The organism is Cyclobacteriaceae bacterium (genome assembly GCA_030584025.1).
GTDB lineage: Bacteria > Bacteroidota > Bacteroidia > Cytophagales > Cyclobacteriaceae > UBA2336.
Window position 1 is genome coordinate 3159233 of sequence record CP129487.1, and the last position, 23224, is coordinate 3182456.

General features: G+C 45.0%; 21 protein-coding genes and 4 tRNA genes. 4 read left to right on the forward strand and 21 right to left on the reverse strand.

Annotation, left to right across the window (positions count from 1 at the left end; all coding sequences use genetic code 11):
• Positions 1-18: 18 nt before the first annotated feature.
• The 20 genes from rpsJ to QY309_14345 all read right to left on the reverse strand — a co-directional run bounded on the left by rpsJ (position 19) and on the right by QY309_14345 (position 18809).
• Positions 19-324 carry a 30S ribosomal protein S10 gene (gene rpsJ, locus QY309_14250; protein ID WKZ59024.1) on the reverse strand — a complete coding sequence of 102 codons (306 nt, stop codon included), beginning with the start codon at positions 322-324 and terminating at the stop codon, positions 19-21.
• A 22-nt stretch (positions 325-346) separates the two neighbouring features.
• Positions 347-2452: an elongation factor G gene (gene fusA, locus QY309_14255; GenBank protein ID WKZ59025.1), complete on the reverse strand. Its 2106-nt coding sequence runs from the start codon at positions 2450-2452 to the stop codon at positions 347-349.
• Between the two features lie 18 nt (positions 2453-2470).
• Complete coding sequence (gene rpsG / locus QY309_14260; protein WKZ59026.1) at positions 2471-2938, reverse strand: 30S ribosomal protein S7; 468 nt, start codon at positions 2936-2938, stop codon at positions 2471-2473.
• Positions 2939-2949: 11 nt separating this feature from the next.
• On the reverse strand, positions 2950-3357 hold the full coding sequence (gene rpsL / locus QY309_14265) for a 30S ribosomal protein S12 (protein WKZ59027.1): 408 nt from the start codon (positions 3355-3357) through the stop codon (positions 2950-2952).
• Positions 3358-3493: 136 nt separating this feature from the next.
• On the reverse strand, positions 3494-3820 hold the full coding sequence (locus QY309_14270) for a DUF3467 domain-containing protein (GenBank protein WKZ59028.1): 327 nt from the start codon (positions 3818-3820) through the stop codon (positions 3494-3496).
• Between the two features lie 89 nt (positions 3821-3909).
• Positions 3910-8226, reverse strand: a complete 4317-nt coding sequence (gene rpoC, locus QY309_14275) for a DNA-directed RNA polymerase subunit beta' (protein WKZ59029.1) — start codon at positions 8224-8226, stop codon at positions 3910-3912.
• Between the two features lie 33 nt (positions 8227-8259).
• The gene (rpoB, locus tag QY309_14280; GenBank protein ID WKZ59030.1) at positions 8260-12126 is read right to left on the reverse strand and encodes a DNA-directed RNA polymerase subunit beta; all 3867 of its coding nucleotides are present in this window, start codon (positions 12124-12126) and stop codon (positions 8260-8262) included.
• Between the two features lie 160 nt (positions 12127-12286).
• The gene (gene rplL, locus QY309_14285; GenBank protein ID WKZ59031.1) at positions 12287-12667 is read right to left on the reverse strand and encodes a 50S ribosomal protein L7/L12; all 381 of its coding nucleotides are present in this window, start codon (positions 12665-12667) and stop codon (positions 12287-12289) included.
• Positions 12668-12700: 33 nt separating this feature from the next.
• Complete coding sequence (rplJ, locus tag QY309_14290) at positions 12701-13231, reverse strand: 50S ribosomal protein L10 (protein WKZ59032.1); 531 nt, start codon at positions 13229-13231, stop codon at positions 12701-12703.
• Positions 13232-13243: 12 nt separating this feature from the next.
• Complete coding sequence (rplA, locus tag QY309_14295; protein ID WKZ59033.1) at positions 13244-13942, reverse strand: 50S ribosomal protein L1; 699 nt, start codon at positions 13940-13942, stop codon at positions 13244-13246.
• Positions 13943-13969: 27 nt separating this feature from the next.
• Positions 13970-14413, reverse strand: coding sequence for a 50S ribosomal protein L11 (rplK, locus tag QY309_14300; GenBank protein WKZ59034.1), 444 nt, complete (start codon positions 14411-14413; stop codon positions 13970-13972).
• A gap of 8 nt (positions 14414-14421) precedes the next feature.
• On the reverse strand, positions 14422-14979 hold the full coding sequence (nusG, locus tag QY309_14305; protein WKZ59035.1) for a transcription termination/antitermination protein NusG: 558 nt from the start codon (positions 14977-14979) through the stop codon (positions 14422-14424).
• A gap of 12 nt (positions 14980-14991) precedes the next feature.
• Positions 14992-15183: a preprotein translocase subunit SecE gene (gene secE, locus QY309_14310; protein WKZ59036.1), complete on the reverse strand. Its 192-nt coding sequence runs from the start codon at positions 15181-15183 to the stop codon at positions 14992-14994.
• A gap of 18 nt (positions 15184-15201) precedes the next feature.
• A tRNA-Trp gene (locus tag QY309_14315) sits at positions 15202-15274 on the reverse strand.
• Positions 15275-15485: 211 nt separating this feature from the next.
• Entirely contained in the window at positions 15486-16673 is a 1188-nt protein-coding gene (tuf, locus tag QY309_14320) for an elongation factor Tu (GenBank protein ID WKZ59037.1), read from the reverse strand.
• A gap of 264 nt (positions 16674-16937) precedes the next feature.
• Positions 16938-17009: transfer RNA gene (locus QY309_14325), tRNA-Thr, on the reverse strand.
• Between the two features lie 5 nt (positions 17010-17014).
• Positions 17015-17087, reverse strand: a tRNA-Gly gene (locus QY309_14330).
• 44 nt (positions 17088-17131) lie between these two features.
• Positions 17132-17214 (reverse strand) — tRNA-Tyr (locus tag QY309_14335).
• A 183-nt stretch (positions 17215-17397) separates the two neighbouring features.
• Complete coding sequence (locus tag QY309_14340; protein WKZ59038.1) at positions 17398-17703, reverse strand: DUF721 domain-containing protein; 306 nt, start codon at positions 17701-17703, stop codon at positions 17398-17400.
• Positions 17700-18809: a DNA replication/repair protein RecF gene (locus QY309_14345; GenBank protein WKZ59039.1), complete on the reverse strand. Its 1110-nt coding sequence runs from the start codon at positions 18807-18809 to the stop codon at positions 17700-17702. The genes QY309_14340 and QY309_14345 overlap by 4 nt, the downstream gene beginning before the upstream one ends.
• Positions 18810-18915: 106 nt before the next feature.
• Between QY309_14345 and pdhA the strand changes: the two genes are divergently transcribed.
• From pdhA to ribH, 3 genes are all read left to right on the forward strand, one after another.
• Positions 18916-19953, forward strand: coding sequence for a pyruvate dehydrogenase (acetyl-transferring) E1 component subunit alpha (gene pdhA / locus QY309_14350; protein WKZ59040.1), 1038 nt, complete (start codon positions 18916-18918; stop codon positions 19951-19953).
• Between the two features lie 81 nt (positions 19954-20034).
• Positions 20035-20721 (forward strand): tetratricopeptide repeat protein, encoded by a 687-nt coding sequence (locus QY309_14355; GenBank protein WKZ59041.1) that lies wholly within the window; start codon positions 20035-20037, stop codon positions 20719-20721.
• A gap of 68 nt (positions 20722-20789) precedes the next feature.
• Complete coding sequence (gene ribH, locus QY309_14360; protein WKZ59042.1) at positions 20790-21257, forward strand: 6,7-dimethyl-8-ribityllumazine synthase; 468 nt, start codon at positions 20790-20792, stop codon at positions 21255-21257.
• Positions 21258-21311: 54 nt separating this feature from the next.
• On the opposite strand, the gene icd is transcribed toward ribH, so the two are convergent.
• Positions 21312-22538 (reverse strand): NADP-dependent isocitrate dehydrogenase, encoded by a 1227-nt coding sequence (icd, locus tag QY309_14365; protein ID WKZ59043.1) that lies wholly within the window; start codon positions 22536-22538, stop codon positions 21312-21314.
• A gap of 109 nt (positions 22539-22647) precedes the next feature.
• Between icd and QY309_14370 the strand changes: the two genes are divergently transcribed.
• The gene (locus QY309_14370) at positions 22648-23220 is read left to right on the forward strand and encodes a CAP domain-containing protein (GenBank protein WKZ59044.1); all 573 of its coding nucleotides are present in this window, start codon (positions 22648-22650) and stop codon (positions 23218-23220) included.
• The last annotated feature ends 4 nt before the right edge of the window (positions 23221-23224 follow it).

A 23224-nucleotide genomic window follows, 5' to 3' on the forward strand; every position in this document is an offset into this window, starting at 1 on the left:
TTCTTGCAAGTTAAATCACTACACTTTGATCTCCACATCAACACCGCTGGGAAGTTCAAGCTTCATCAGGGCATCTACGGTTTTAGCGCTGTTGGAATAGATGTCAACCAAGCGCTTGTAGGTACAAAGTTGAAACTGCTCACGCGACTTCTTGTTCACGTGTGGTGAACGCAGCACCGTGAATTTTTCTTTTTCAGTTGGCAATGGAATGGGTCCACTTACCACAGCGCCAGTTGCCTTTACAGCACGCACAATTTTCTCAGAAGACTTATCTACCAGGTTGTGGTCGTAAGACTTGAGTTTGATTCGGATTTTCTGATTCATGATCTAAACGTCTTTTAGATATTTATTTTGCGGCAACAGCGCCCTTAACTTCATCAATTACTTTATCGGCCAGGTTTTTAGGAACCGGAGCATAGTGCGAGAAGGTTAACGTAGCCGATGCACGGCCAGAGGTAATCGTTCTCAAATCGGTTACGTAACCGAACAATTCCGATAACGGAACATCGGCCTTAATAACCTGCGCACCACCGCGGCTATCCATACCCTTCATCAAACCACGTCTGCGGTTCAAATCACCGGTTACAGAACCTGTAAATTCATCTGGAGTCAATACTTCCACACTCATAATCGGCTCCAACAATTGCGGACCACACTTTCTTGCTGCTTCCTTGAAACCAATACGGGCAGCTAATTCAAACGACAGCGAGTCAGAGTCAACATCGTGGTATGAACCATGGAAAAGGCGAACCTTCATCGAATCGATCGGGTAACCTGCCAAAGGCCCGTTAACCATCGCTGATTCAAAACCTTTCTGAACAGGCTGGATGAATTCACGAGGAATAACACCACCCACAATATCGTTCACAAACTCAAGGCCTTCTTTTCCATCCTCACGAGGACCGATTTCAAATACGATATCGGCAAACTTACCACGACCACCAGTCTGCTTCTTGTATACTTCCTTGTGCTCAACCGTAGTCGTAAGCGTTTCTTTGTACGCCACCTGCGGAGCACCCTGGTTAATCTCTACTTTAAACTCGCGCTTCAAGCGATCGATGATGATTTCAAGGTGCAATTCACCCATTCCGCGAAGAATGGTCTGACCTGTTTCCTGATCGGTATTTACACGCAGGGTAGGATCTTCTTCCACCAATTTGGAGATAGCCATACCGAGTTTATCCACATCAGCCTGTTTCTTAGGCTCAATAGCATAACCAATTACCGGCTCAGGGAATACCATGGATTCCAATACCACCTTACGTTTTTCATCGCAAAGGGTATCGCCAGTTTTAATATCCTTAAAGCCTACGACCGCACCAATATCACCGGCAGTCAGGCGTTCAATTTGATTCTGTTTGTTCGCGTGCATCTGGAACACACGGGAAATACGTTCCTTCTGGTTCGAACGGGTATTGTATACATAAGAGCCAGACTCCAACACACCTGAATACGCACGGATAAAGCACAGACGACCAACGAATGGATCGGTTGCGATCTTAAATGCAAGTGCTACAAAGGGCTCCTTCTCATCTGGCTTGATCGTTACTTCAGATTCATCATCCGGATTTGTTCCGATGATGTTATCCTTATCCAGCGGAGAGGGCAACAACTCCATTACATAATCCAGCATGGTTTGTACACCCTTGTTCTTAAAGGATGAACCACAAACCATCGGAACGATGGCCATATCAATAGTAGCCTTACGGAGTGCATTGATAATCTCAGCCTCAGTAATCGTCTCAGGATCATTGAAGAATTTCTCCATCAATGTCTCATCATACTCGGCAACAGCTTCAAGAAGTTTCTCGCGATACTCCTTTGCTTCTTCCACCATGTCAGCCGGAATAGGAACTTCGGTAAAGGTCATCCCTTTATCCTCTTCATTCCAGATAATACCGCGGTTGTTAACCAAGTCAACAACACCTTTAAAATGTTCTTCAGCACCAATTGGTAATTGAAGAGCAACGGCCTTGCTGCCTAATTTTTCTTTAACCTGCTTGCAAACGCCAAGAAAATCAGCACCTGCACGGTCCATTTTATTAACGAAACCAATACGGGCTACTTTATAATTGTCGGCAAGGCGCCAGTTTGTTTCAGACTGTGGTTCAACACCATCAACAGCACTAAACAAAAACACCAGACCATCCAATACACGAAGGGAGCGGTTTACCTCAACGGTAAAATCCACGTGACCTGGCGTATCGATAATGTTAACGTGATACTTGTTGCTCTTGTAATTCCAATAAACGGTTGTAGCCGCAGATGTAATGGTAATACCACGCTCCTGCTCTTGCGCCATCCAGTCCATGGTAGCTGCTCCATCATGCACTTCACCGATTTTGTGATTTACACCGGCATAGTACAGAATACGTTCTGTGGTAGTTGTTTTACCCGCATCAATGTGCGCAGCAATACCAATATTTCTTGTGTATTTAAGATCTCTTGACATGCGTATCCTACTCCTCTATTAAAATCTGAAATGTGAAAATGCCTTGTTGGCCTCAGCCATGCGGTGCGTATCATCTTTTTTCTTGATCGCAGCACCTTCGCCTTTTGATGCGGCAATGATTTCACCTGCCAATTTATCCATCATGGTCTTTTCACCACGCATACGTGCGTAGTCGATCAACCACTTAATACTCAAATTGATTTTACGCTCAGGACGGATTTCAACAGGTACCTGGAATGTAGCACCACCTACCCTACGGCTCTTCACTTCAACAGAAGGCATCAAGTTATTCATGGCACGCTTCCAAACCTCTAAACCGCTTTCATTGGTCTTCTTTTCAACCAAAGCAACGGCATCATAAAAAATATTGTACGATACACTTTTCTTACCGTCTTCCATCAGGTAGTTAACAAACTTGGTAACCAACGTATCCTGGAACTTAGGGTCCGGTAACAGGTATCTCTTCTTGGGTTTTGCTTTTCTCATGACCGATCAGATTATTTTTTACCCTTGGCAGGAGCTGCAGCAGCACCAGCTTTAGGGCGTTTTGCACCATATTTAGAACGACTCTGTAAACGTCCGTTTACACCGGCCGTATCCAACGCTCCACGCACGATGTGGTAACGAACACCTGGAAGATCTTTTACCCTTCCGCCACGGATCAACACAATAGAGTGCTCCTGCAGGTTGTGTCCTTCGCCCGGAATGTATGCGTTTACCTCCTTTTGGTTGGTGAGGCGCACACGGGCAACTTTACGCATAGCCGAGTTCGGCTTCTTAGGGGTGGTTGTGTACACACGTGTACAAACACCTCTGCGCTGAGGACATGAATCAAGGGCTGGAGATTTTGACTTAGAAGTCAGTTTTTTCCTGCCTTTTCGTACGAGTTGTTGAATGGTCGGCATTTATAAGTCGTTATTATAAACCTGTCAAAAATTAGGACTGCAAAGGTATTATAAAGAAAGAAAGGATACAAAGCCTTTGAATAAAGATTTTTAGAGTCAAAATCTTCGTTTTCAGCCTGTTTTAAAGGTTTTCCGACTAAGCCTCACCAACGGTGCCCCCAAAATTCATAGGGAATTTTGGCATATCGGGAGTTTGCTTGATGGGGCCAAAAGCGTTTTCGTATTTGTCGATGTTGTCCTTAAGGGCGGCCAACAGGCGCTTGGCATGCTCAGGAGTAATGATAACCCTTGACTTTACCCGGGCTTTTGGAACACCCGGCATCAGCCGAATGAAGTCAATCACAAATTCACTATTGGAATGTGCAATCATGGCCAGGTTCGAGTAAATACCCTCGGCTATCTCCTCTGATAACTCAATGTTAATCTGATTCGGTGCCTGCTTCTCTTTCTTTTCTTCGGCCATAATGGTATGATTTAAAAATCAAGGTTCAAGATTTAAAGTTGCACTCCACTTTGAGAGATACTGACTTTAAACCTTGAACCCGAAACTAATTAATCCTGAAGCTCTTTCTCTTTATCCTGAGATTTCGGAGTTTCCAATGCACGTGTCAATGTATCGTATTCATCCTGATGTGTTACGATCAGGCTGTTAAACCTACGCTGACCTGTACCGGCAGGAATCAGATGACCTACGATCACGTTCTCCTTCATACCCAATAAGCGATCGGCCTTACCGCGGATAGCAGCTTCGCTCAACACTTTGGTAGTCTCCTGGAACGAGGCGGCTGACAACCAGCTCTCCGTCTTCAAAGACGCTTGCGTGATACCTTGCAACGTAGGACGAGAAACAGCAGCCAATGCATCGCGAACTTCAACAGTCTTTTGATCTTTTCTCTTCAACGAAGAGTTTTCATCACGCAATTCACGACTGGTGATAATCTGACCAGGCTTAAACTTGTCAGAATCGCCCGCATCAATCACAACCTTCTTATCCAGAATCTTATCGTTCTCCTCACGGAAGGAGAACTTATCTACGTATTCGCCAGGCAAGAAGTTGGTATCACCTTGATCGATGATTTCAACTTTCTGCATCATCTGGCTAACGATAGCTTCAATGTGCTTGTCGTTAATCTTCACACCCTGCAGACGGTATACTTCCTGAATTTCATTCACGAGGTATTCCTGAACAGCAGTTGGACCTTTAATCGCCAGGATATCACCCGGAGAAATTGATCCATCCGATAATGGCTGACCCGCTTTCACAAAGTCGTTATCCTGAACAAGGATGTGCTTAGACAACGGCACCAAGTAACGCTTTTGTACACCATCACGTGATTCAATGAACACTTCACGGTTACCACGCTTGATACCACCATAGGTTACCACACCATCAATCTCACTCACCACGGCCGGGTTCGAAGGATTACGTGCTTCAAACAATTCCGTTACACGTGGCAGACCCCCTGTAATATCGCGAGACTTGCCAATGGTACGCGGGATTTTCACCAGTACCTGACCGGCTTTAATCTTCTCACCTTCATCAACAGCTAAGTGTGCCCCTACCGGGATGTTATATGACTTCGTCTCCGACTTGCCATTAACAATAATGGCCGGGTTCTTTGTCTTATCACGAGTTTCTGTAATCACTTTTTCACGGTGACCAGTCTGCTCATCCGATTCCTCCTTATAGGTGATGCCTTCAATGATTGCCTCATATCCGATTTCACCGTCAAACTCAGAAAGGATAACCGCATTGTATGGATCCCAGAAGCAAAGCTCATCACCCTTCTCTACGGATTGACCGTCCTTCACTTTCAGGAATGCACCGTAAGGCACGTTGTTGCTGATAAGTACACGTCCCTTCTCCTTATCCAGGATTCGGATTTCACCTGTACGACCCATCACCACCTGTACTTTATTACCATCACGGTCGGTTGTATCCACAAAACGAACTCCTTCAAACTCAACTACACCTGGGAATTTTGCCTTGATGTTGGCATCAACCGCAATGTTGGATGCTGTACCACCCACGTGGAAGGTACGAAGGGTAAGCTGTGTGCCAGGTTCACCGATCGACTGAGCAGCAATTACACCAACAGCCTCACCTGCTTCTGCCATTTTACCGGTAGCCAGGTTACGTCCATAACACTTGGAGCAAGCCCCCATTTTCGATTCGCATGTCAGTACGGAACGAATCTCAACTTCTTCAATGCTTGTTTCTTCTACACGCTTCGCGATCTCATCAGTAACCTCGGAGTTCGCAGGACAGATCAATTCTTCTGTCAACGGATCATAGATATCGTGTACCGTTACACGGCCAAGAATACGCTCAGACAAAGGTTCAACGATATCTTCGTTATCCTTCAGGGCTGTAACTTTCAAGCCACGCAGCGTACCGCAATCCTCTTCAGTGATTACCAGGTCGTGCGCAACGTCTACCAACCTACGCGTCAGGTAACCCGCATCAGCCGTTTTCAACGCGGTATCAGCAAGACCTTTACGTGCACCGTGGGTAGAGATAAAATATTCCAATACATCCAATCCTTCTTTGAAGTTGGAAAGGATCGGGTTTTCAATAATTGAACCTACTGAACCAGCCAGGTTTTTCTGCGGCTTGGCCATCAGACCACGCATACCACCTAACTGACGTACCTGCTCGCGTGAACCACGGGCCCCGGAGTGCATCATCATGTAGATCGGGTTGAAGCCTTGCGTATCTTCTTCCAATTGACGCATCAACGTGTTGGTCAACATGGTATTGGTACGCGTCCAAATATCGATAACCTGATTGTAACGTTCGTTATCGGTGATCAGACCCATCATGTAGTTGTTCCAAACCGCATCAACTTCTTTCTGCGCATCAGAAACAAACTTCTCTTTCTCCACCGGGATCTTCACATCGTTCAAGCCCATTGACAAACCACCTTTGTAGGCCATCTGGAAACCAAGATCCTTAATATCATCCAGGAACTTCGCGGTTTTAGAAAGACCGGCCGCCTTGTATACATCGGCAATAATGGTTTGCAGTTTCTTCTTGGTTAGCAGTTCATCTACAAAACCAGCTTCCTCCGGAACGTATTGATTAAACAATACACGGCCAGCTACTGTCTCAATCACCTGATCTTTCAGTTCACCGGTTTTCTTATCAAGCATTTTTACACGTACTTTGATATGTGCATGCTTAGCCAGTTTGCCTTCGTTGTGTGCAATGATCACCTCTTCAGCAGAGTAGAACATGCGGCCTTCACCCAATACTTTATTTTCAGGTGTGCTCTTTCTTCCTTTTGTGAGGTAGTATAAGCCCAACACCATGTCCTGAGAAGGTACAGTAATAGGTGCACCGTTAGCCGGGTTAAGAATGTTGTGCGAAGACAACATCAATACCGATGCTTCAAGAATAGCTTCCTGGCCAAGCGGCACGTGAACGGCCATCTGGTCACCGTCAAAGTCAGCGTTAAATGCAGTACATACCAACGGGTGTAACTGAATCGCTTTTCCTTCAATCAGTTTTGGTTGGAAAGCCTGAATACCTAAACGGTGAAGCGTAGGGGCACGGTTCAACAATACAGGATGTCCTTTCAATACATTTTCAAGAATATCCCAGATCACCGGATCCTTACGATCAACAATTTTCTTAGCCGATTTAACGGTTTTAACAATTCCTCTTTCAATCAACTTTCGGATGATGAATGGCTTGAATAATTCAGCAGCCATATCTTTAGGTAATCCGCACTCATGTAATTTGAGCTCAGGACCTACTACAATAACGGAACGACCAGAGTAGTCAACACGCTTACCAAGCAAGTTCTGACGGAAACGTCCTTGCTTACCTTTCAGCATATCGCTCAACGATTTCAACGCACGGTTTCCATCGGAACGAACAGCATTCACTTTACGTGAGTTGTCGAACAACGAGTCAACCGCTTCCTGAAGCATACGCTTCTCGTTACGAAGAATTACTTCAGGCGCTTTAATATCAATCAGACGCTTCAGACGGTTGTTACGAATAATCACACGTCTGTAAAGGTCATTCAAATCAGAGGTAGCAAAACGACCACCATCCAACGGCACAAGCGGACGAAGTTCAGGCGGAATAACAGGCACCATCTTGATCACCATCCACTCGGGGCGGTTTTCCACACGCGTGTTGGCTTCGCGGAAAGCTTCAACTACTTTCAAACGCTTCAACGCTTCAGCTTTACGCTGCTGAGAAGTATCGGTTGCTGCCTGGTGGCGCAGATCATATGAAAGCGTATCCAGATCAAGACGGGATAACAACATTTCCAATGCATCAGCACCCATCTTGGCGATAAACTTCTTCGGATCGTTGTCATCCAACAATTGGTTTTCTCGAGGAAGTTTGTCAACGATATCCAGGTATTCCTCTTCAGTGAGGAAATCCATCTTATTGATACCGTCTTCTTCCTTCACACCGGGTTGGATAACCACATAGCGCTCGTAGTAGATGATCTGATCCAATTTCTTGGTAGCCAATCCCAACAAGTAACCGATTTTGTTCGGCAGGGAACGGAAATACCAGATGTGTGCTACCGGAACCACCAATTCGATGTGCCCCATGCGCTCACGTCTTACTTTCTTTTCGGTAACTTCTACACCGCAACGGTCGCAGATGATGCCTTTGTAACGAATGCGCTTGTATTTACCGCAGTGACATTCCCAATCCTTAACCGGACCGAAAATACGCTCGCAGAACAAGCCGCCCATTTCAGGCTTGTAGGTTCTGTAGTTAATGGTTTCCGGTTGTGTCACCTCGCCATGTGAACTTTCCAGAATCGATTCCGGAGAAGCCAGGCTGATGGTGATTTTGGAAAAATCGCTGTTGAATTTTTTATTTTTTCTGAAAGACATACGCTCAGTTTTCAGGTTTCTAGTTCAAGTTTATTAATCCATCGTGATCTCAAGTGCCAGACCTCTCAGTTCATGCACCAATACGTTGAATGATTCAGGGATATTAGGCTTGCGCATATTTTCTCCCTTCACAATCGACTCGTATGCTTTTGCACGACCGATAACGTCATCCGACTTGATGGTAAGGATTTCCTGCAGGATATGGGATGCACCGAATGCTTCGATAGCCCAAACCTCCATTTCTCCAAAACGCTGTCCACCGAACTGTGCTTTACCACCCAACGGCTGTTGCGTAATGAGTGAGTATGGTCCGATAGAACGTGCGTGCATCTTATCATCAACCAAGTGACCGAGTTTCAGCATGTACGCTACACCAACGGTTACAGGCTGGTCAAACTTCTGACCGCTTAAGCCATCATACAAGTAGGTACGGCCATACTCAGGCAAGCCGGCTTCCTTCAATTCATTCTGAACTTGTTCAAGCGAAGCACCATCGAAAATCGGTGTGGCATACTTGCGGCCAAGTTTCAAACCTGCCCAGGCAAGTACAGCTTCATAGAGCTGACCCAAGTTCATACGAGATGGTACACCAAGCGGGTTCAAGCAAATGTCAACCGGTGTTCCATCTTCGAGGAATGGCATATCTTCTTCACGAACAATACGAGCTACAACACCCTTGTTACCGTGACGACCCGCCATCTTATCACCCACTTTCAACTTACGTTTCTTCGCGATGTACACTTTAGCCAGTTGAACGATACCCGTAGGCAGTTCATCACCAACTTCCAATGTGAAACGTTCACGCTTGAACTCACCTGCATAGGAATTTCTTTTCACAAGGTAGTTCTTCACCAACTGAGCTACCAGATCATTGGTATGATCATCGCTGGTCCAGTTATCCAGTGAAATATCGGCTATCAGGTTTACTTCTTCCGGTACGGCATAGTTGCTTTCGTCCCTGTAAATGTTCTTGTCAGGGAAAAGGTTATTCTCGATAACCTTTGCAGAGAACTTAACGCCTTTGCTGATTAACTCATCACCAAACTTGTGCTTCACACCATTGCTGGCCTTTCCATTCAATAAGGCAGTAAGCTTCTTGATCATTTCAGCACGCAAGTCAGCCAATGTTTTGCTGTACTTGTTCTTCAGTGCATCCAGTTCCTTCTTCGACTTCGAGCGAACATCTTTGTCGCGCTTCGGTCTGGAGAACAACTTCGTATCGATTACCACACCCTTTAATGATGGAGGCGCCTTAAGGGAAGCATCCTTCACATCACCTGCCTTGTCACCAAAGATGGCGCGCAGTAGTTTCTCTTCTGGTGTAGGATCGGTCTCACCTTTAGGAGTGATTTTACCGATCAGGATATCACCTTCTTTTACTTCCGCACCCACGCGAATGATACCGTTCTCATCAAGATGCTTAACGGCTTCTTCGCTTACGTTCGGAATTTCTGAAGTCAATTCTTCTTCACCACGCTTGGTATCGCGTACTTCCAGTTCAAATTCTTCAATGTGAATAGAAGTGTACACATCATCGCGAACCACTTTCTCAGAAATTACAATCGCATCCTCGAAGTTGTAACCTTGCCATGGCATGTAAGCCACCAACAGGTTTCTTCCAAGTGCAAGCTCACCGTTGTTGGTTGCGTACCCTTCTACAAGCGGCTGGCCTTGCGTAACACGGTCACCCTTTCTAACTAGTGGTGTGTGGTTAATACACGTGTCCTGGTTGGTTCTTCTGAATTTCACCAGGCTATACGTTCTTACCTCATTATCAAAGTTTACAGAGCGTTGTTCCTCTGTAACATCATACTTAATTACAATTTTCTTCGCATCCACAAATTCCACCACACCTTCACCTTCAGCGGTGATCAGTGCGCGGGAATCCAGCGCAATGCGACCTTCCAGACCGGTTCCAACAATTGGCGCTTCAGGACGCACCAATGGTACAGCCTGACGTTGCATGTTTGAACCCATCAACGCACGGTTCGCATCATCGTGTTCGAGGAATGGAATCATAGACGCAGCAACCGAAACGATTTGGTTCGGAGCAATATCCATATACTTCAATTCCTTAGGCTCTACCACTGGGAAGTCACCTTCAAAACGAGCCTTCACACGCTCTTCAATGAATTCGCCATTTGGCTTAACCTTCACATTTGCCTGGGCAATGTTGTGGGTATCTTCTTCTTCGGCTGTAAGGAATATAAGTTCCTTCTTAACCTTTCCGTTTTCAATCTTACGATAAGGCGTTTCTATGAAGCCCATCTTGTTCACCTTGGCATGAACGCAAAGCGATGAAATCAAACCGATGTTCGGACCTTCCGGAGTTTCGATGGTACACAGACGACCGTAGTGCGTATAGTGTACGTCACGAACTTCAAAGCCGGCACGTTCACGTGAAAGACCACCTGGACCGAGGGCTGACATTCTACGCTTGTGCGTAATCTCGGCCAGCGGGTTCGTCTGGTCCATGAACTGTGAAAGCTGGTTCGTTCCGAAGAACGAGTTGATTACTGAAGACAATGTACGCGCGTTGATCAGATCAACAGGCTTGAAGTCTTCGTTATCACGAACGTTCATTCTTTCTTTGATGGTTCTGGCCATACGGGCAAGACCCACACCGAACTGGGTGTACAATTGTTCGCCTACGGTACGCACCCTACGGTTGCTCAAGTGATCGATATCATCGATCAATGCTTTTGAGTTGATCAATCCGATCAGGTACTTCACGATAAGAATAATATCTTCTTTTGTAAGAACGCGCTGGTCGTAAGACAGGTCAAGGCCAAGTTTCTTGTTGATTCTATAACGACCAACTTCACCAAGGTCATAACGCTTCTCGCTGAAGAACAAGCTTTGAATAATATCGCGAGCCGTTTGTTCGTCAGGCGCTTCTGTATTTCTTAATTGGCGATAGATTTGCTCAACCGCTTCCTTCTCAGAGTTAGAGTTGTCTTTTGCCAACGTGTTGAAGATGATGTGGTAATCAGCCACGTTTACATCTTCGCGGTGCAGAATGATCGACTTCACACCTGATTCCAGGATCGTGTCTACATCTTCCTGCGACAATACATGGTCACGCTCCAGCAATACCTCGTTACGATCGATGGATACCACTTCACCGGTATCTTCATCCACGAAGTCTTCTGTCCAGGTGCGAAGAACACGTGCCGCCAGCTTACGGCCGGCAATCTTCTTCAACGTATTCTTGTTGGCCTCCACCTCTTCAGACAAACCGAAGAGATCAAGGATATCTTTATCTGTTCCGAAACCAATTGCACGAAGCAACGTGGTAACAGGGAATTTCTTTTTACGATCGATGTACGCATACATCACCGAATTCACGTCAGTCGCGAATTCAATCCAGGAACCTTTAAACGGAATGATACGTGCGGAATACAACTTCGTACCATTGGTGTGCTTGCTCATGGCGAAGAACACACCCGGTGAACGGTGAAGCTGTGACACGATAACACGCTCGGCCCCATTGATTACGAACGAGCCCTTTTCAGTCATGTATGGAATATTCCCAAGGAATACTTCCTGCTCAATCGTTTCAAAATCTTCGTTATCCTCATCGTTACAGGTGAGGCGCAATTTTGCCTTTAAGGGTACAGAGAATGTCAACCCCCGGTCGATGCATTCATCCACATCGTATTTTGGAGGATCAATGGTGTAATCCACGAACTCCAATACAAAGTTTTCGCGCGAATCAGAGATCGGGAAGTTTTCGGCAAAAACTTTATACAAACCTTCGTTTTGCCGCTTTTCAGCAGGCGTGTCGATTTGCAGGAAGTCTTTGAATGACTGGAGTTGTACATCCAGAAAATCAGGGTAGTCGATTATTTTTTCTACAGAGGAGAAATCAATTCTACCGTTACTATTTTTCTTTGCCAAGGTGCTTAACGTTTATGTTCAAATCCTGGACGAATTGTGGCTGGTACGTTGCCACAGGTATAAATACCATAGGTATAAATAGGAATAGACCTTGTCCCAATTACGCATTGGGGCAAGGTCTAACAGAAGGCGTTAGACGTACCGTTCGCCTTCAAGAAGCTTACTTCAGCTCAACTTCAGCACCCGCTTCAACGAGTTGCTTCTTGAGGTTTTCAGCTTCGTCCTTAGGTAAGCCTTCTTTGATTGTTTTAGGAGCTCCGTCTACTACATCTTTAGCTTCTTTCAAGCCAAGACCAGTAAGTTCCTTAACAAGCTTCACGATTTGAAGTTTGTTAGCACCAGGAGCTTTCAATACAACATCGAAATTGGTTTTTTCTTCAGCAGCAGCGCCACCACCAGCACCACCAGCAGCAGGACCTGCTACTACAGCAGCAGCTGCAGGCTCAATGCCATAGGTTTCTTTCAGGTAAGAAGCGAGTTCGCTTACTTCTTTAACGGTGAGTTCAACGAGTTGATCTCCGAGAGCTTTTACGTCAGCCATTTTTACTAAAATTTAAAATTTTGATTCAACAATTTATTTTGCGCGTTCTTCCAAAGTCTTCATCAAGCCACCAAGTGTTTGCTTGCCACTTAACAAAGCAGACAATACATTCTTGGCAGGTGATTGCAACAAGGAAATAACATCACCAATAAGCTCATTCTTGCTCTTCAGCTCGCTGAGCGTATTGAGGTTTTCTTCTCCGATAAAAAAGTCGGAGTCGATAGAGGCTGCCTTCAGTACAGGTTTGCCGTCCAGTTTTTTACGAAACTCTTTTATTACGCGTGCCGGCAGGTTTCCAGCTTCTTTAGAGAAGAGGACGCCCGAAAAGCCGTGTAAGGTTCCGAAAAGCGGAGTAAAATCAACACCTTCTTGCTTCTCAAGCGCTTTGCGAATCAACGTGTTCTTATACACGCGGTATTCGATGCCGCTTTTGAAGCAAAGCCTTCTGAAATTGTTTACCTGCTCAACGGTTAATCCGCCTGCATCGGTAATATAGAAGTGCATGTTGTCCGCAAACTTCTGACTGAGTTCCTCTATAATTTGTGCTTTTTCTTCTCTGGTCATGTTTTTGTTTTCTTAGATACCAGCAATAGAACCCATGTCAATCTTTACACCCGGACTCATCGTTGTTGAGATGCTGATACTTCTAAAGTATGCACCTTTCGCTGAGGCAGGCTTCAGTTTGGCAACCACATTAATCATCTCCATGGCATTGTCCCTGATTTTGTCAGGCGAGAAGGAAGCTTTCCCGATGCTCACGTGTATGATTCCTGTTTTATCAATTTTGAAGTCGATTTTACCGGCTTTTACTTCTTTAACCGCTTTACCAACTTCGAGCGTAACAGTTCCTGATTTAGGATTTGGCATCAAGCCGCGAGGGCCCAATACCTTGCCAAGTTTACCAACTTTGGCCATTACGGTAGGCGTACAGATAATCACATCGATGTCTGTCCAGCCACCTTCAATTTTCTGGATGTAATCATCCAGACCAACGTGATCGGCACCGGCATCTTTCGCATCCTGAACTTTATCAGGTGTGCAAAGCACCAGTACACGAACTGCTTTTCCGATACCATGAGGAAGAGACACTACGCCACGAACCATCTGGTCGGATTTTTTAGGATCAACGCCTAACCGGATATCCATATCCACGGAAGCATCAAACTTGGTGAAGGTAATGTCCTTCAACAGTTGCGATGCATCATCCAGCGAATAGAGCTTATCCGGATTATATTTCGCCTCTACGGCTTTTCTGTTTTTTGAAATCTTTGCCATGACTTTCTTTTGTAATCAGTCGGTTATTTATTTTTCCCAGGGAGGTGTACCCGCAACGGTAACGCCCATACTTCTGGCTGTACCTGCAACCATTTTCATTGCCGACTCAATTTTAAATGCGTTCAAATCCGGCATTTTCAATTCAGCAATGGCCTTTACCTGATCCCAGGTAATGGATCCGATTTTGGTACGGTTAGGTTCGTTTGAACCCTTCTGCTTTTTCATCGTCTCCAGGATAAGGTTAGCAGCGGGTGGTGTTTTGATTACAAAATCGAACGACTTGTCGTTATATATAGTGATCAAAACCGGAAGCAATTGACCCGGTTTATCCTGAGTACGCGCATTGAACTGCTTGCAAAAGTCCATGATGTTAAGACCCTTGCTACCTAAAGCAGGACCAATTGGAGGAGATGGGTTTGCTGAACCTCCCTTAACTTGTAATTTCAAATACCCTGTAATTTCCTTTGCCATGATATTCCTTAATCTAACTTTTCAACCTGCATATAATTCAATTCAACAGGCGTGTTCCTGCCGAATATTTTCACCATTACATTGAGTTTTTTCTTCTCCTCAAAAATCTCTTCCACCGTTCCCGTAAACCCACTGAATGGTCCGTCCATTACTTTCACGGATTCACCTTTAATAAAAGGTGTTTCCAATTTTTCATCGAACGTATCAATCTCATCAACCTTACCGAGGATTCTGTTCACCTCAGATTGGCGCAAGGGCACCGGATCTTTTGAAGAACCTGAGCCATTGTTTCCCAGAAATCCAATTACACCCGGAATATTATTAACCGAGTGATAGGCTTCCCCATGAGAAAGATCGGCTGAGATCAACACGTAACCCGGGAAGAAATTTCTTTCCCGAACACGCTTCTTGCCACCCCGCATTTCGTACACCTTCTCGGAAGGAATCAGAACCTGCGGAATATATTCCTGTAGCTTTTCGCGCTCAATTTCATTTTCCAGGTAAGTTTTAACCTTCTTTTCCTGGCCGCTGATGACGCGCAATACATACCACTTCAATTCGCCCATCGAACCTGCCGGTTAAAATTCCCTATAGAACCACTCCAACCCGGTTTGAAAAACCCAGTCGATACCACCAATTACCAATGCAAAAATTGTTGAGGCAACCAACACCAGAATGGCGCTGCCTTGCAATTCATTAAAACTGGACCAGGAGACCTTATTTTTAAGCTCGTCCCAAGACTCCAAAAAGAATGTTTTAATCTTCTGCATCAGTTTTTTTGCGTTTAGCACGGGTGGAGAGACTCGAACTCCCAGCCTGCGGTTTTGGAGACCGCTGCTCTGCCAATTGAGCTACACCCGTTTTTAGGTGAAACCCCGTGGTTTTGCAGGCTTTTAAGGCCCCCTCAACCTTCTGAGTTACACCAAGTTACATTTCAATACCTTATGCAGCTCAAAAGGACTGCAAAGGTAGAAATAGAAACTATAGAAAACAAAGGCGTTCCTTAAAATTTCAGAAACGCCTTATGTTATTGATTTTCAGAGAAATGCCCTTTCGGGCACTTATCCGTTAACTAGTCAAGAATTTCAGTAACCTGACCAGATCCTACGGTACGGCCACCTTCACGAATCGCGAAACGAAGACCTTTCTCCATAGCAATCTTGTTGATCAGCTGAACTTCGATAGAGATGTTATCGCCAGGCATAACCATTTCTACGCCAGCTGGTAACATGATTTCTCCTGTTACGTCAGTGGTACGGAAATAGAACTGAGGGCGGTACTTGTTAAAGAATGGAGTGTGACGACCACCTTCTTCTTTCGACAATACGTAAACCTCAGCCTTGAACTTAGCGTGCGGAGTTACTGAACCAGGCTTGCAGATAACCATACCTCTGCGGATTTGCTCTTTTTCAATACCACGGAGCAACAGACCTACGTTATCACCAGCCTCACCTCTGTCAAGAATTTTGCGGAACATTTCCACACCAGTCACGGTAGACTTCAGGTTTTCAGCACCCATACCAAGGATTTCAACTGCATCACCTGAGTTGATCACACCACGCTCAATACGGCCGGTAGCAACAGTACCACGACCAGTGATTGAGAACACGTCTTCAACAGGCATCAAGAAATCTTTGTCGATCAAACGGGTAGGAATTGGAATGAACTCATCAACTGCGTTCATCAATTCTTCCACTTTCTCAACCCACTTAGGCTCACCGTTCAAGGCGCCAAGAGCAGATCCTCTGATTACAGGCATAGTATCGCCAGGGAAGTTGTAAGAAGACATCAGTTCACGTACTTCCATTTCAACAAGATCCAACAATTCAGCATCGTCAACCAAGTCAACTTTGTTCATGAACACAACAAGTGCAGGTACACCTACCTGACGAGCCAACAGAATGTGCTCGCGAGTTTGAGGCATAGGACCATCTGTAGCAGCCACTACAAGAATAGCACCGTCCATCTGGGCAGCACCAGTAACCATGTTCTTCACATAGTCAGCGTGACCAGGACAGTCAACGTGTGCGTAGTGACGCTTGTCTGTAGCGTACTCAACGTGTGAGGTGTTGATAGTAATACCTCTTTCTTTTTCTTCAGGTGCGTTGTCGATAGAAGAGAAATCGCGCACAGCAGCGAGTCCCTTTTTAGAGAGCACCTGCGTAATAGCCGCAGTAAGGGTGGTTTTACCGTGGTCAACGTGACCAATGGTACCAATGTTTACGTGAGGTTTCGAACGATCAAATGTTTCTTTAGCCATATTTGAAAATTCCAGTTAAAGTTTAAAGTGTATAATTAATTTAAGTTTTACTTCTTAAATCTTCCTTTCAGAAGATACACCCTAAACATGATAAGCCTGTCGAATAAGGGTTTATTCGTCTGCCTTGCGGCAGGTTGAACACATTGATTTCCAAACCGATGGCGCTACTCATCCGAAATCAAAGCATGCAACTATTCAATACGTTTACAACCAGAACTTCTTTCTGGTTAAGCCGTTGAGCCTCACAAGAAACTTCAACGTTAGAGCTGTTGATGAGAATTGAACTCACGACCTCTTCCTTACCAAGGAAGTGCTCTACCCCTGAGCTACAACAGCATCAGAGCGGGAGACGAGGCTCGAACCCGCGACCTGCAGCTTGGAAGGCTGCCGCTCTACCAACTGAGCTACTCCCGCATTGCCTCAACCTGCCTCTTCTAAAGGAGAGGCGGGATAAGGAGTGGGGGAAATAGGATTCGAACCTATGAAGTCATAAGACAACAGATTTACAGTCTGTCCCAGTTGGCCGCTTTGGTATTCCCCCTTTCAACGGAATCAGGGGGCTTTTACTCCTCACCAATCCCGAACTAAAATATTTCCTAGAACGCTTTCGAAAAGCCTGATGGAACGTGCCCAAAAACAGGGTTTTCTAAAAATAGGAGTGCAAAATTATACGGTTTTTTGGTTTAGTCAAACATTTTAAAAAAGGCCGAAAACAATCTGATTATTAAATAATCACAATGTCCGTAACAATGCCCTTTCCGAACTCCTGATGGAAGAGTTCAATAACCTTTGACTTATGGAGCAGAAAATCGTTTTTCATGGAGGCCGTTTTGAATTCCACAAAAAGTACCCGGTTTTTCATAAACACCTTGCGGGTGCGCCTGGCAATGGGCTCTCCTACCAGTCGCTCCCACGAGGCAATGACCTGAGCCTCATCGAATTTCGATTCCAGGTGATAGGAATTCAGCAAGCTGCGAATGGCGTCACCAATGGGTGTAATACCGGCTTTATTGTCTTTATTGTCTTTCACGCTTTTCTTGGCTTAACGCGACCTCCATCAACTTCATAAACATCACCCGGAATTTTCAGTTCCTTCATCATGGCCAACGTTCGCTCCGGACCGGCATCGGTAATAAAAGATTGGCCATAATCCTTCCCAGATACTACCCGGAGCAACCTGGCAATGCGGGTGTCATCCAATTTATCAAAAATATCATCTAAAAGCAGCATAGGGCTAAACCCGAGATGAGCCTTGATAACTTCAACCTGGGCAAGTTTAATAGCTACTAAAAACGACTTTTGCTGGCCCTGAGAGCCCAATCGCTTCAGTTCACCATGGGCAAATCCAAAAACATAGTCATCGCGGTGAATGCCAAAGGTGGTGCGCTGAAGAATCAAGTCCTTCTTTAAACTCTCTTTCAATCCCTCCTCCATGGTGTTGAGTTCAAGTGGAGAAGAATAGGTTAACGTGGCTTCTTCCTGTTCATCAACCAGTAGTGCGTATGCTTTATTGAATAAGGGTAGAAATTCGGCTGCGAAAGCATTTCGCTTTTCATAAAGAACCTTTCCGGTACGTGACAATTGCTGGTCGTACAAGTCAATCATCTGATAATCAACCTTGTTTTGCTCAGCAAACATTTTCAGCAAAGCATTTCGCTGCTTTAAAGCATAGTGGTATTCCATCAACGCCTCCAGGTAAACGTGATCAACCTGGGCGATCATCTGATCGAAAAACTTTCTGCGGGCATCGCTGCTTTCCTTCACCAAGTCAACATCAAGCGGAGAAATAAGCACCACCGGATACCGACCGATGTGATCGCTGAGCTTTTCATAATCGCGACTATCCTCACGAAAAACTTTTTTCCGGCCGGCTTGCACCTGGCAGAATACGTCATGCGTCTTATTATCATTTTCAAATTCACCTTTGATGAAAAAAAAGTCTTTACCATGCTTGATGTTCTGCGTATCCGAACTGGCTGAAAACCCTTTTGTTGTAGACAGGTAATAGATGGCTTCCAGCAGGTTTGTTTTGCCGCTCCCATTCAAGCCCAATAAAAAATTGATCTGCGATGGAAACTTCAACTCCAGTTCCTCATAGTTTTTAAAGTTGCTCAACTGAAGGCGGTTCAGGCGCACGTGCAGGGAATTAGCTTAAAAAATGTTTGAAATCCGTTTTCAGGGCATCCACTTGGCAGTTGTCCAATTGTACCCTATTTTCGCAGTCCGAATCAAAATTAGGGATATGTCCAAGACCGCCAAAGCTAAGAAAAGCAGCACATCAAAAGGCTCAGAAACTGGTTTTTCAAAAGAAACCTATATGTACTGGTACGAGAGCATGTTGCTGATGCGCAAGTTTGAAGAGAAAGCCGGGCAGCTTTATGGGATGCAAAAGATAAAAGGTTTCTGCCACTTATATATCGGTCAGGAGGCGTGTGCTGCGGGTGCCGTTTCAGCATTGACTAAAGACGATAAGTGGATCACCGCTTATCGCGATCACGGACACCCATTGGCGTTGGGCACCAGCCCGAATGCAGTAATGGCTGAGCTCTACGGCAAAGAAACCGGTTGCTCGAAAGGCAAAGGTGGTTCCATGCACATTTTTGATAAAGCTGTGAATTTTATTGGCGGGCATGGCATTGTAGGAGGACAAATTCCTTTAGGTGCCGGAATTGCATTTTCTGAAAAATATAATAAAACCGGCAATGTGTGTATTTGCTACATGGGGGATGGTGCCGTACGTCAGGGTGCTTTCCACGAAGCGTTAAACCTGGCCATGTTGTGGAAATTACCCGTGATTTTTGTTATTGAAAACAATGGTTACGCCATGGGTACATCCGTTAAGCGAACCTCCAACGTAACGGAACTATATACATTGGGTGAATCATACGATATGCCCTCCGAACCGGTAGACGCCATGAAGGTTGAAGAAGTTCACAAAGCTGTTGCAAGAGCCGCTGAACGTGCCCGCAAAGGCGATGGACCTACCCTTTTGGAATTCAGAACATACCGATACAAAGGACACTCCATGTCTGATCCGCAAAAATACCGTACCAAGGAAGAAGTAGAAGAATACAAGCAGCGCGACCCGGTTGAAGTGGTGCGTAAAACCATTCTCGACAAGAAATTTGCTACAGAAAAAGACCTTCAGAAAATTGAAGAAAAAGTGGCAGCCCAGGTTGAAGAAAGTGTGAAGTTTGCTGAAGAATCCAACTTCCCCGATCCATCAGAGGCGTTAACGGATATTTATGCTGAGGCTGATTATCCCTTCATTGCCGACTAAAACACCTTTTGTTTAATATCCTGTAATTAGTAGTTTTGCGGCCCCTCCTGACGGCTGTTGGGTGGCTAATGTAGTATTGTCATGGCGAAGAAAGACGAATCAAAAGATCTGTTACAAAATCCGGAAGCCCTTGCAGAAAAGCTGGAAGGCGCTGAAAACTGGCTGGAACAAAACTCAAAGTTGGTTATTGGTGTAGTGGCTGTATTGTTGGTGGCCGTTGCCGGATATTTTGGCTTCATGTATTATAAATCAAACCAGGATGCCCAGGCTCAACGCGAGATGTTCCAGGCAATCTATTATTTCGAAGCAGACAGCCTTAATCTGGCGTTAAATGGCGATGGAAACAACCTGGGATTCATTGACATTATTGACGAATACAAATTTTCTGATGCCGCAAACCTGGCGCACTTCTATGCCGGTGTTTCTTACTTGAAGCAAGGTAAATACGAAGCTGCCAGACTTTACTTACAAGACTTCAGCTCAAACGATTTGCTGGTACAGGCACGCGCCTACAGCCTGATTGGTGATGCGTACATGGAGGAAGAAAACTTTGAAGAAGCGGCAACCTATTACGACAAGGCTGCTGCTTATAAACCCAATCGCTTTTTCACACCTACTTATTTGATGAAAGCTGCTTTGGCCTACGAAAAATTGAATCAGGCAGAAAAAGCAAAAGCCGCATACGATCAAATCATCACCAAATATTGGGAATCTTCCGAATACCAGAATGCCCGAAAGTTTAAGGCAAAGCTGGAGAGCAATTCGTAGTAGAAATTAAATTACTTTTGAAGGGATAGTTTCTATCCCTTTTTTATTGTCAAAAAATCAGAAACACTATGGCCGGATCACTGCCTTCAGGAAAAATTCAAACCCGTATTGATTTATCAGCATCACGAATTGCTATTGTCGTGGCTGAATGGAATGAAGAAATAACCGGAGCGTTGTATACCGGAGCAGTAGCCAGTCTGACTCAGCATGGCGTTCAAAAACAAAACATCATCCGAAAAAATGTACCGGGAACATTTGAATTATCTCTTGGTGCACAATGGATGGCCCAACGTGATGAAATTGATGCAGTGATCTGCTTGGGTTGTGTAATCCAGGGGGAAACGCCACACTTCGACTACATCTGCCAGGCAGTAGCTTATGGCCTTACCGAAGTTGGATTGAAAACCGGAAAGCCAGTAATCTTTGGTGTATTGACTACCCTGAACAAACAACAGGCATTTGATCGTGCAGGTGGAAAGTATGGCAACAAAGGGGAAGAAGCTGCACTTACCGCAATCAAGATGTTAGGCTTCTAACAAAAACAAAAAGCCCCACAAAATGTGAGGCTTCTCATTATCAAAAAAATCGGATTACATATTCTTCACCACTTCCTGGCCGAATTCAGAGCACTTTAATAAAGTAGCCCCATCCATCAGGCGGTGGAAATCGTAGGTAACTTTCTTAGACGAGATAGCGCCTTCCAAACCTTTTACGATCAGATCAGCAGCTTCCTGCCAGCCCATGTACTCCAGCATCATTACACCGGAAAGTATGACAGACCCAGGGTTTACTTTATCCTGACCGGCATATTTTGGTGCCGTGCCGTGTGTGGCTTCAAAAATAGCGTGACCGGTTACGTAGTTGATGTTTCCGCCAGGCGCAATTCCAATTCCGCCTACAATAGCAGCCAAGGCATCAGAAATATAATCGCCATTCAGGTTGAGTGTGGCTACCACTGAATATTCATCGGGGCGAAGAAGAATCTGCTGCAAGAACGCATCAGCAATTGAATCTTTGATCACAATCTTATGGCCATCTTTTTCAATTACCTGCCATGGTCCGCCATCCAGGTCTTTCGCACCAAACTCACTTTTCGCCAACGCATATCCCCAATCACGGAAACCACCTTCGGTGAACTTCATGATATTACCCTTGTGTACCAAGGTTACGCTTAGCTTTTTGTGGGCAATGGCAAATTCAATGGCCGAACGAACCAAGCGCTCCGTTCCTTCTTTTGAAACAGGCTTAATTCCAATTCCAGCGGTTTTCGGAAAACGAATCTTCTTGTAAAGTTTCGGATAGTTTTCTTCAAAAAGCTTCAAAAACTTTTTGTTGTCTTCGGTTCCTTCCTGAAACTCAATACCCGCATAAATATCTTCGGTGTTCTCACGGAAGATGGTCATATCCGTTTTGTGTGGCTCCTTAACAGGAGAAGGAACACCTTTAAACCAACGAACTGGACGTACACAAGCATACAAATCCAAATCCTGACGAAGGGCTACGTTTAATGAGCGAATGCCTCCACCCACAGGTGTGGTCAATGGGCCTTTGATGCCTACCAGGTATTCACGGAAGGCGGTCATGGTTTCATCCGGCATCCAGTTTCCGGTTTTGTTATAAGCCTTTTCACCTGCTAAAACTTCCTTCCAATTGATTTTTCGTTTTCCGCCATAGGCCTTCTCAACAGCCTTGTCGAAAACAAGTTGTGAGGCCGGCCAGATGTCTACACCGGTGCCATCGCCTTCAATAAAAGGAATTGTCGGATTATCGGGAACGTTAAGTTTGCCGTTCTGAATGCTTATTTTCTGTTCGCTCATCGAATTATAATTAAATTGTTTGTGCCTTAAAGAGCCCGAAATTAAAAAAATCGGCATAGAAATAAACGGCTTAAAGGGTTTGGGGCGTTTTTTGTTGAAATAATCGGCTATGAAACCACGTGTATTTTCGTTAATCCTGATAAGCCTGTTGTTTACTTCCTCATCGAATAAAAAAAATACGACTATATGTCTTCAGCCTGAGGAGAAAAAACTGTACGACCTGATTATGGCTTACCGGAAGGAAAAAGGATTGCCGGTTATTCCACTCTCTGAGAAACTGACAAGAGTAGCGCAATTGCATGCAAAAGATCTGAGCGAAAACCATAATCCAAATAATGGAAAGTGTAACCTACACAGCTGGTCGAAAAAAGGAAAGTGGACGGCTTGCTGCTACACCGAAGATCACAAGCAGGCTCGCTGCATGTGGGACAAGCCCCGTGAAATATCCGGGTACAACAGCAACGGGTATGAAATTTCATATTTCAGTTCCATTGGTGCCAATGCAGAAGAGGGTCTGGCGGGATGGAAGAAAAGCGTAGGACACAATCGGGTAATCATCAATGATGGAACCTGGAACCAAATTACCTGGAAGGCAATTGGCATCGGCTTTTACAAAGAATATGGTGTGGTGTGGTTCGGAGCGTTAGAGGATGAGCTTACGATTTCGGATTGTAATGATTAAGTTT

What these genes read in the sequence shown, in the direction of transcription:
- rpsL (WKZ59027.1), bottom strand. Translation starts at nt 3,357, where the DNA reads ATGCCGACCATTCAACAACTCGTACGAAAAGGCAGGAAAAAACTGACT.
- secE (WKZ59036.1), bottom strand. Translation starts at nt 15,183, where the DNA reads ATGCAGAAGATTAAAACATTCTTTTTGGAGTCTTGGGACGAGCTTAAA.
- ribH (WKZ59042.1), top strand. Translation starts at nt 20,790, where the DNA reads ATGGCCGGATCACTGCCTTCAGGAAAAATTCAAACCCGTATTGATTTA.
- icd (WKZ59043.1), bottom strand. Translation starts at nt 22,538, where the DNA reads ATGAGCGAACAGAAAATAAGCATTCAGAACGGCAAACTTAACGTTCCC.
- fusA (WKZ59025.1), bottom strand. Translation starts at nt 2,452, where the DNA reads ATGTCAAGAGATCTTAAATACACAAGAAATATTGGTATTGCTGCGCAC.
- tuf (WKZ59037.1), bottom strand. Translation starts at nt 16,673, where the DNA reads ATGGCTAAAGAAACATTTGATCGTTCGAAACCTCACGTAAACATTGGT.
- rplK (WKZ59034.1), bottom strand. Translation starts at nt 14,413, where the DNA reads ATGGCAAAGGAAATTACAGGGTATTTGAAATTACAAGTTAAGGGAGGT.
- rpsG (WKZ59026.1), bottom strand. Translation starts at nt 2,938, where the DNA reads ATGAGAAAAGCAAAACCCAAGAAGAGATACCTGTTACCGGACCCTAAG.
- rpoC (WKZ59029.1), bottom strand. Translation starts at nt 8,226, where the DNA reads ATGTCTTTCAGAAAAAATAAAAAATTCAACAGCGATTTTTCCAAAATC.
- QY309_14270 (WKZ59028.1), bottom strand. Translation starts at nt 3,820, where the DNA reads ATGGCCGAAGAAAAGAAAGAGAAGCAGGCACCGAATCAGATTAACATT.
- nusG (WKZ59035.1), bottom strand. Translation starts at nt 14,979, where the DNA reads ATGGGCGAATTGAAGTGGTATGTATTGCGCGTCATCAGCGGCCAGGAA.
- rplL (WKZ59031.1), bottom strand. Translation starts at nt 12,667, where the DNA reads ATGGCTGACGTAAAAGCTCTCGGAGATCAACTCGTTGAACTCACCGTT.
- rplA (WKZ59033.1), bottom strand. Translation starts at nt 13,942, where the DNA reads ATGGCAAAGATTTCAAAAAACAGAAAAGCCGTAGAGGCGAAATATAAT.
- QY309_14355 (WKZ59041.1), top strand. Translation starts at nt 20,035, where the DNA reads ATGGCGAAGAAAGACGAATCAAAAGATCTGTTACAAAATCCGGAAGCC.
- QY309_14370 (WKZ59044.1), top strand. Translation starts at nt 22,648, where the DNA reads ATGAAACCACGTGTATTTTCGTTAATCCTGATAAGCCTGTTGTTTACT.
- rplJ (WKZ59032.1), bottom strand. Translation starts at nt 13,231, where the DNA reads ATGACCAGAGAAGAAAAAGCACAAATTATAGAGGAACTCAGTCAGAAG.
- pdhA (WKZ59040.1), top strand. Translation starts at nt 18,916, where the DNA reads ATGTCCAAGACCGCCAAAGCTAAGAAAAGCAGCACATCAAAAGGCTCA.
- rpsJ (WKZ59024.1), bottom strand. Translation starts at nt 324, where the DNA reads ATGAATCAGAAAATCCGAATCAAACTCAAGTCTTACGACCACAACCTG.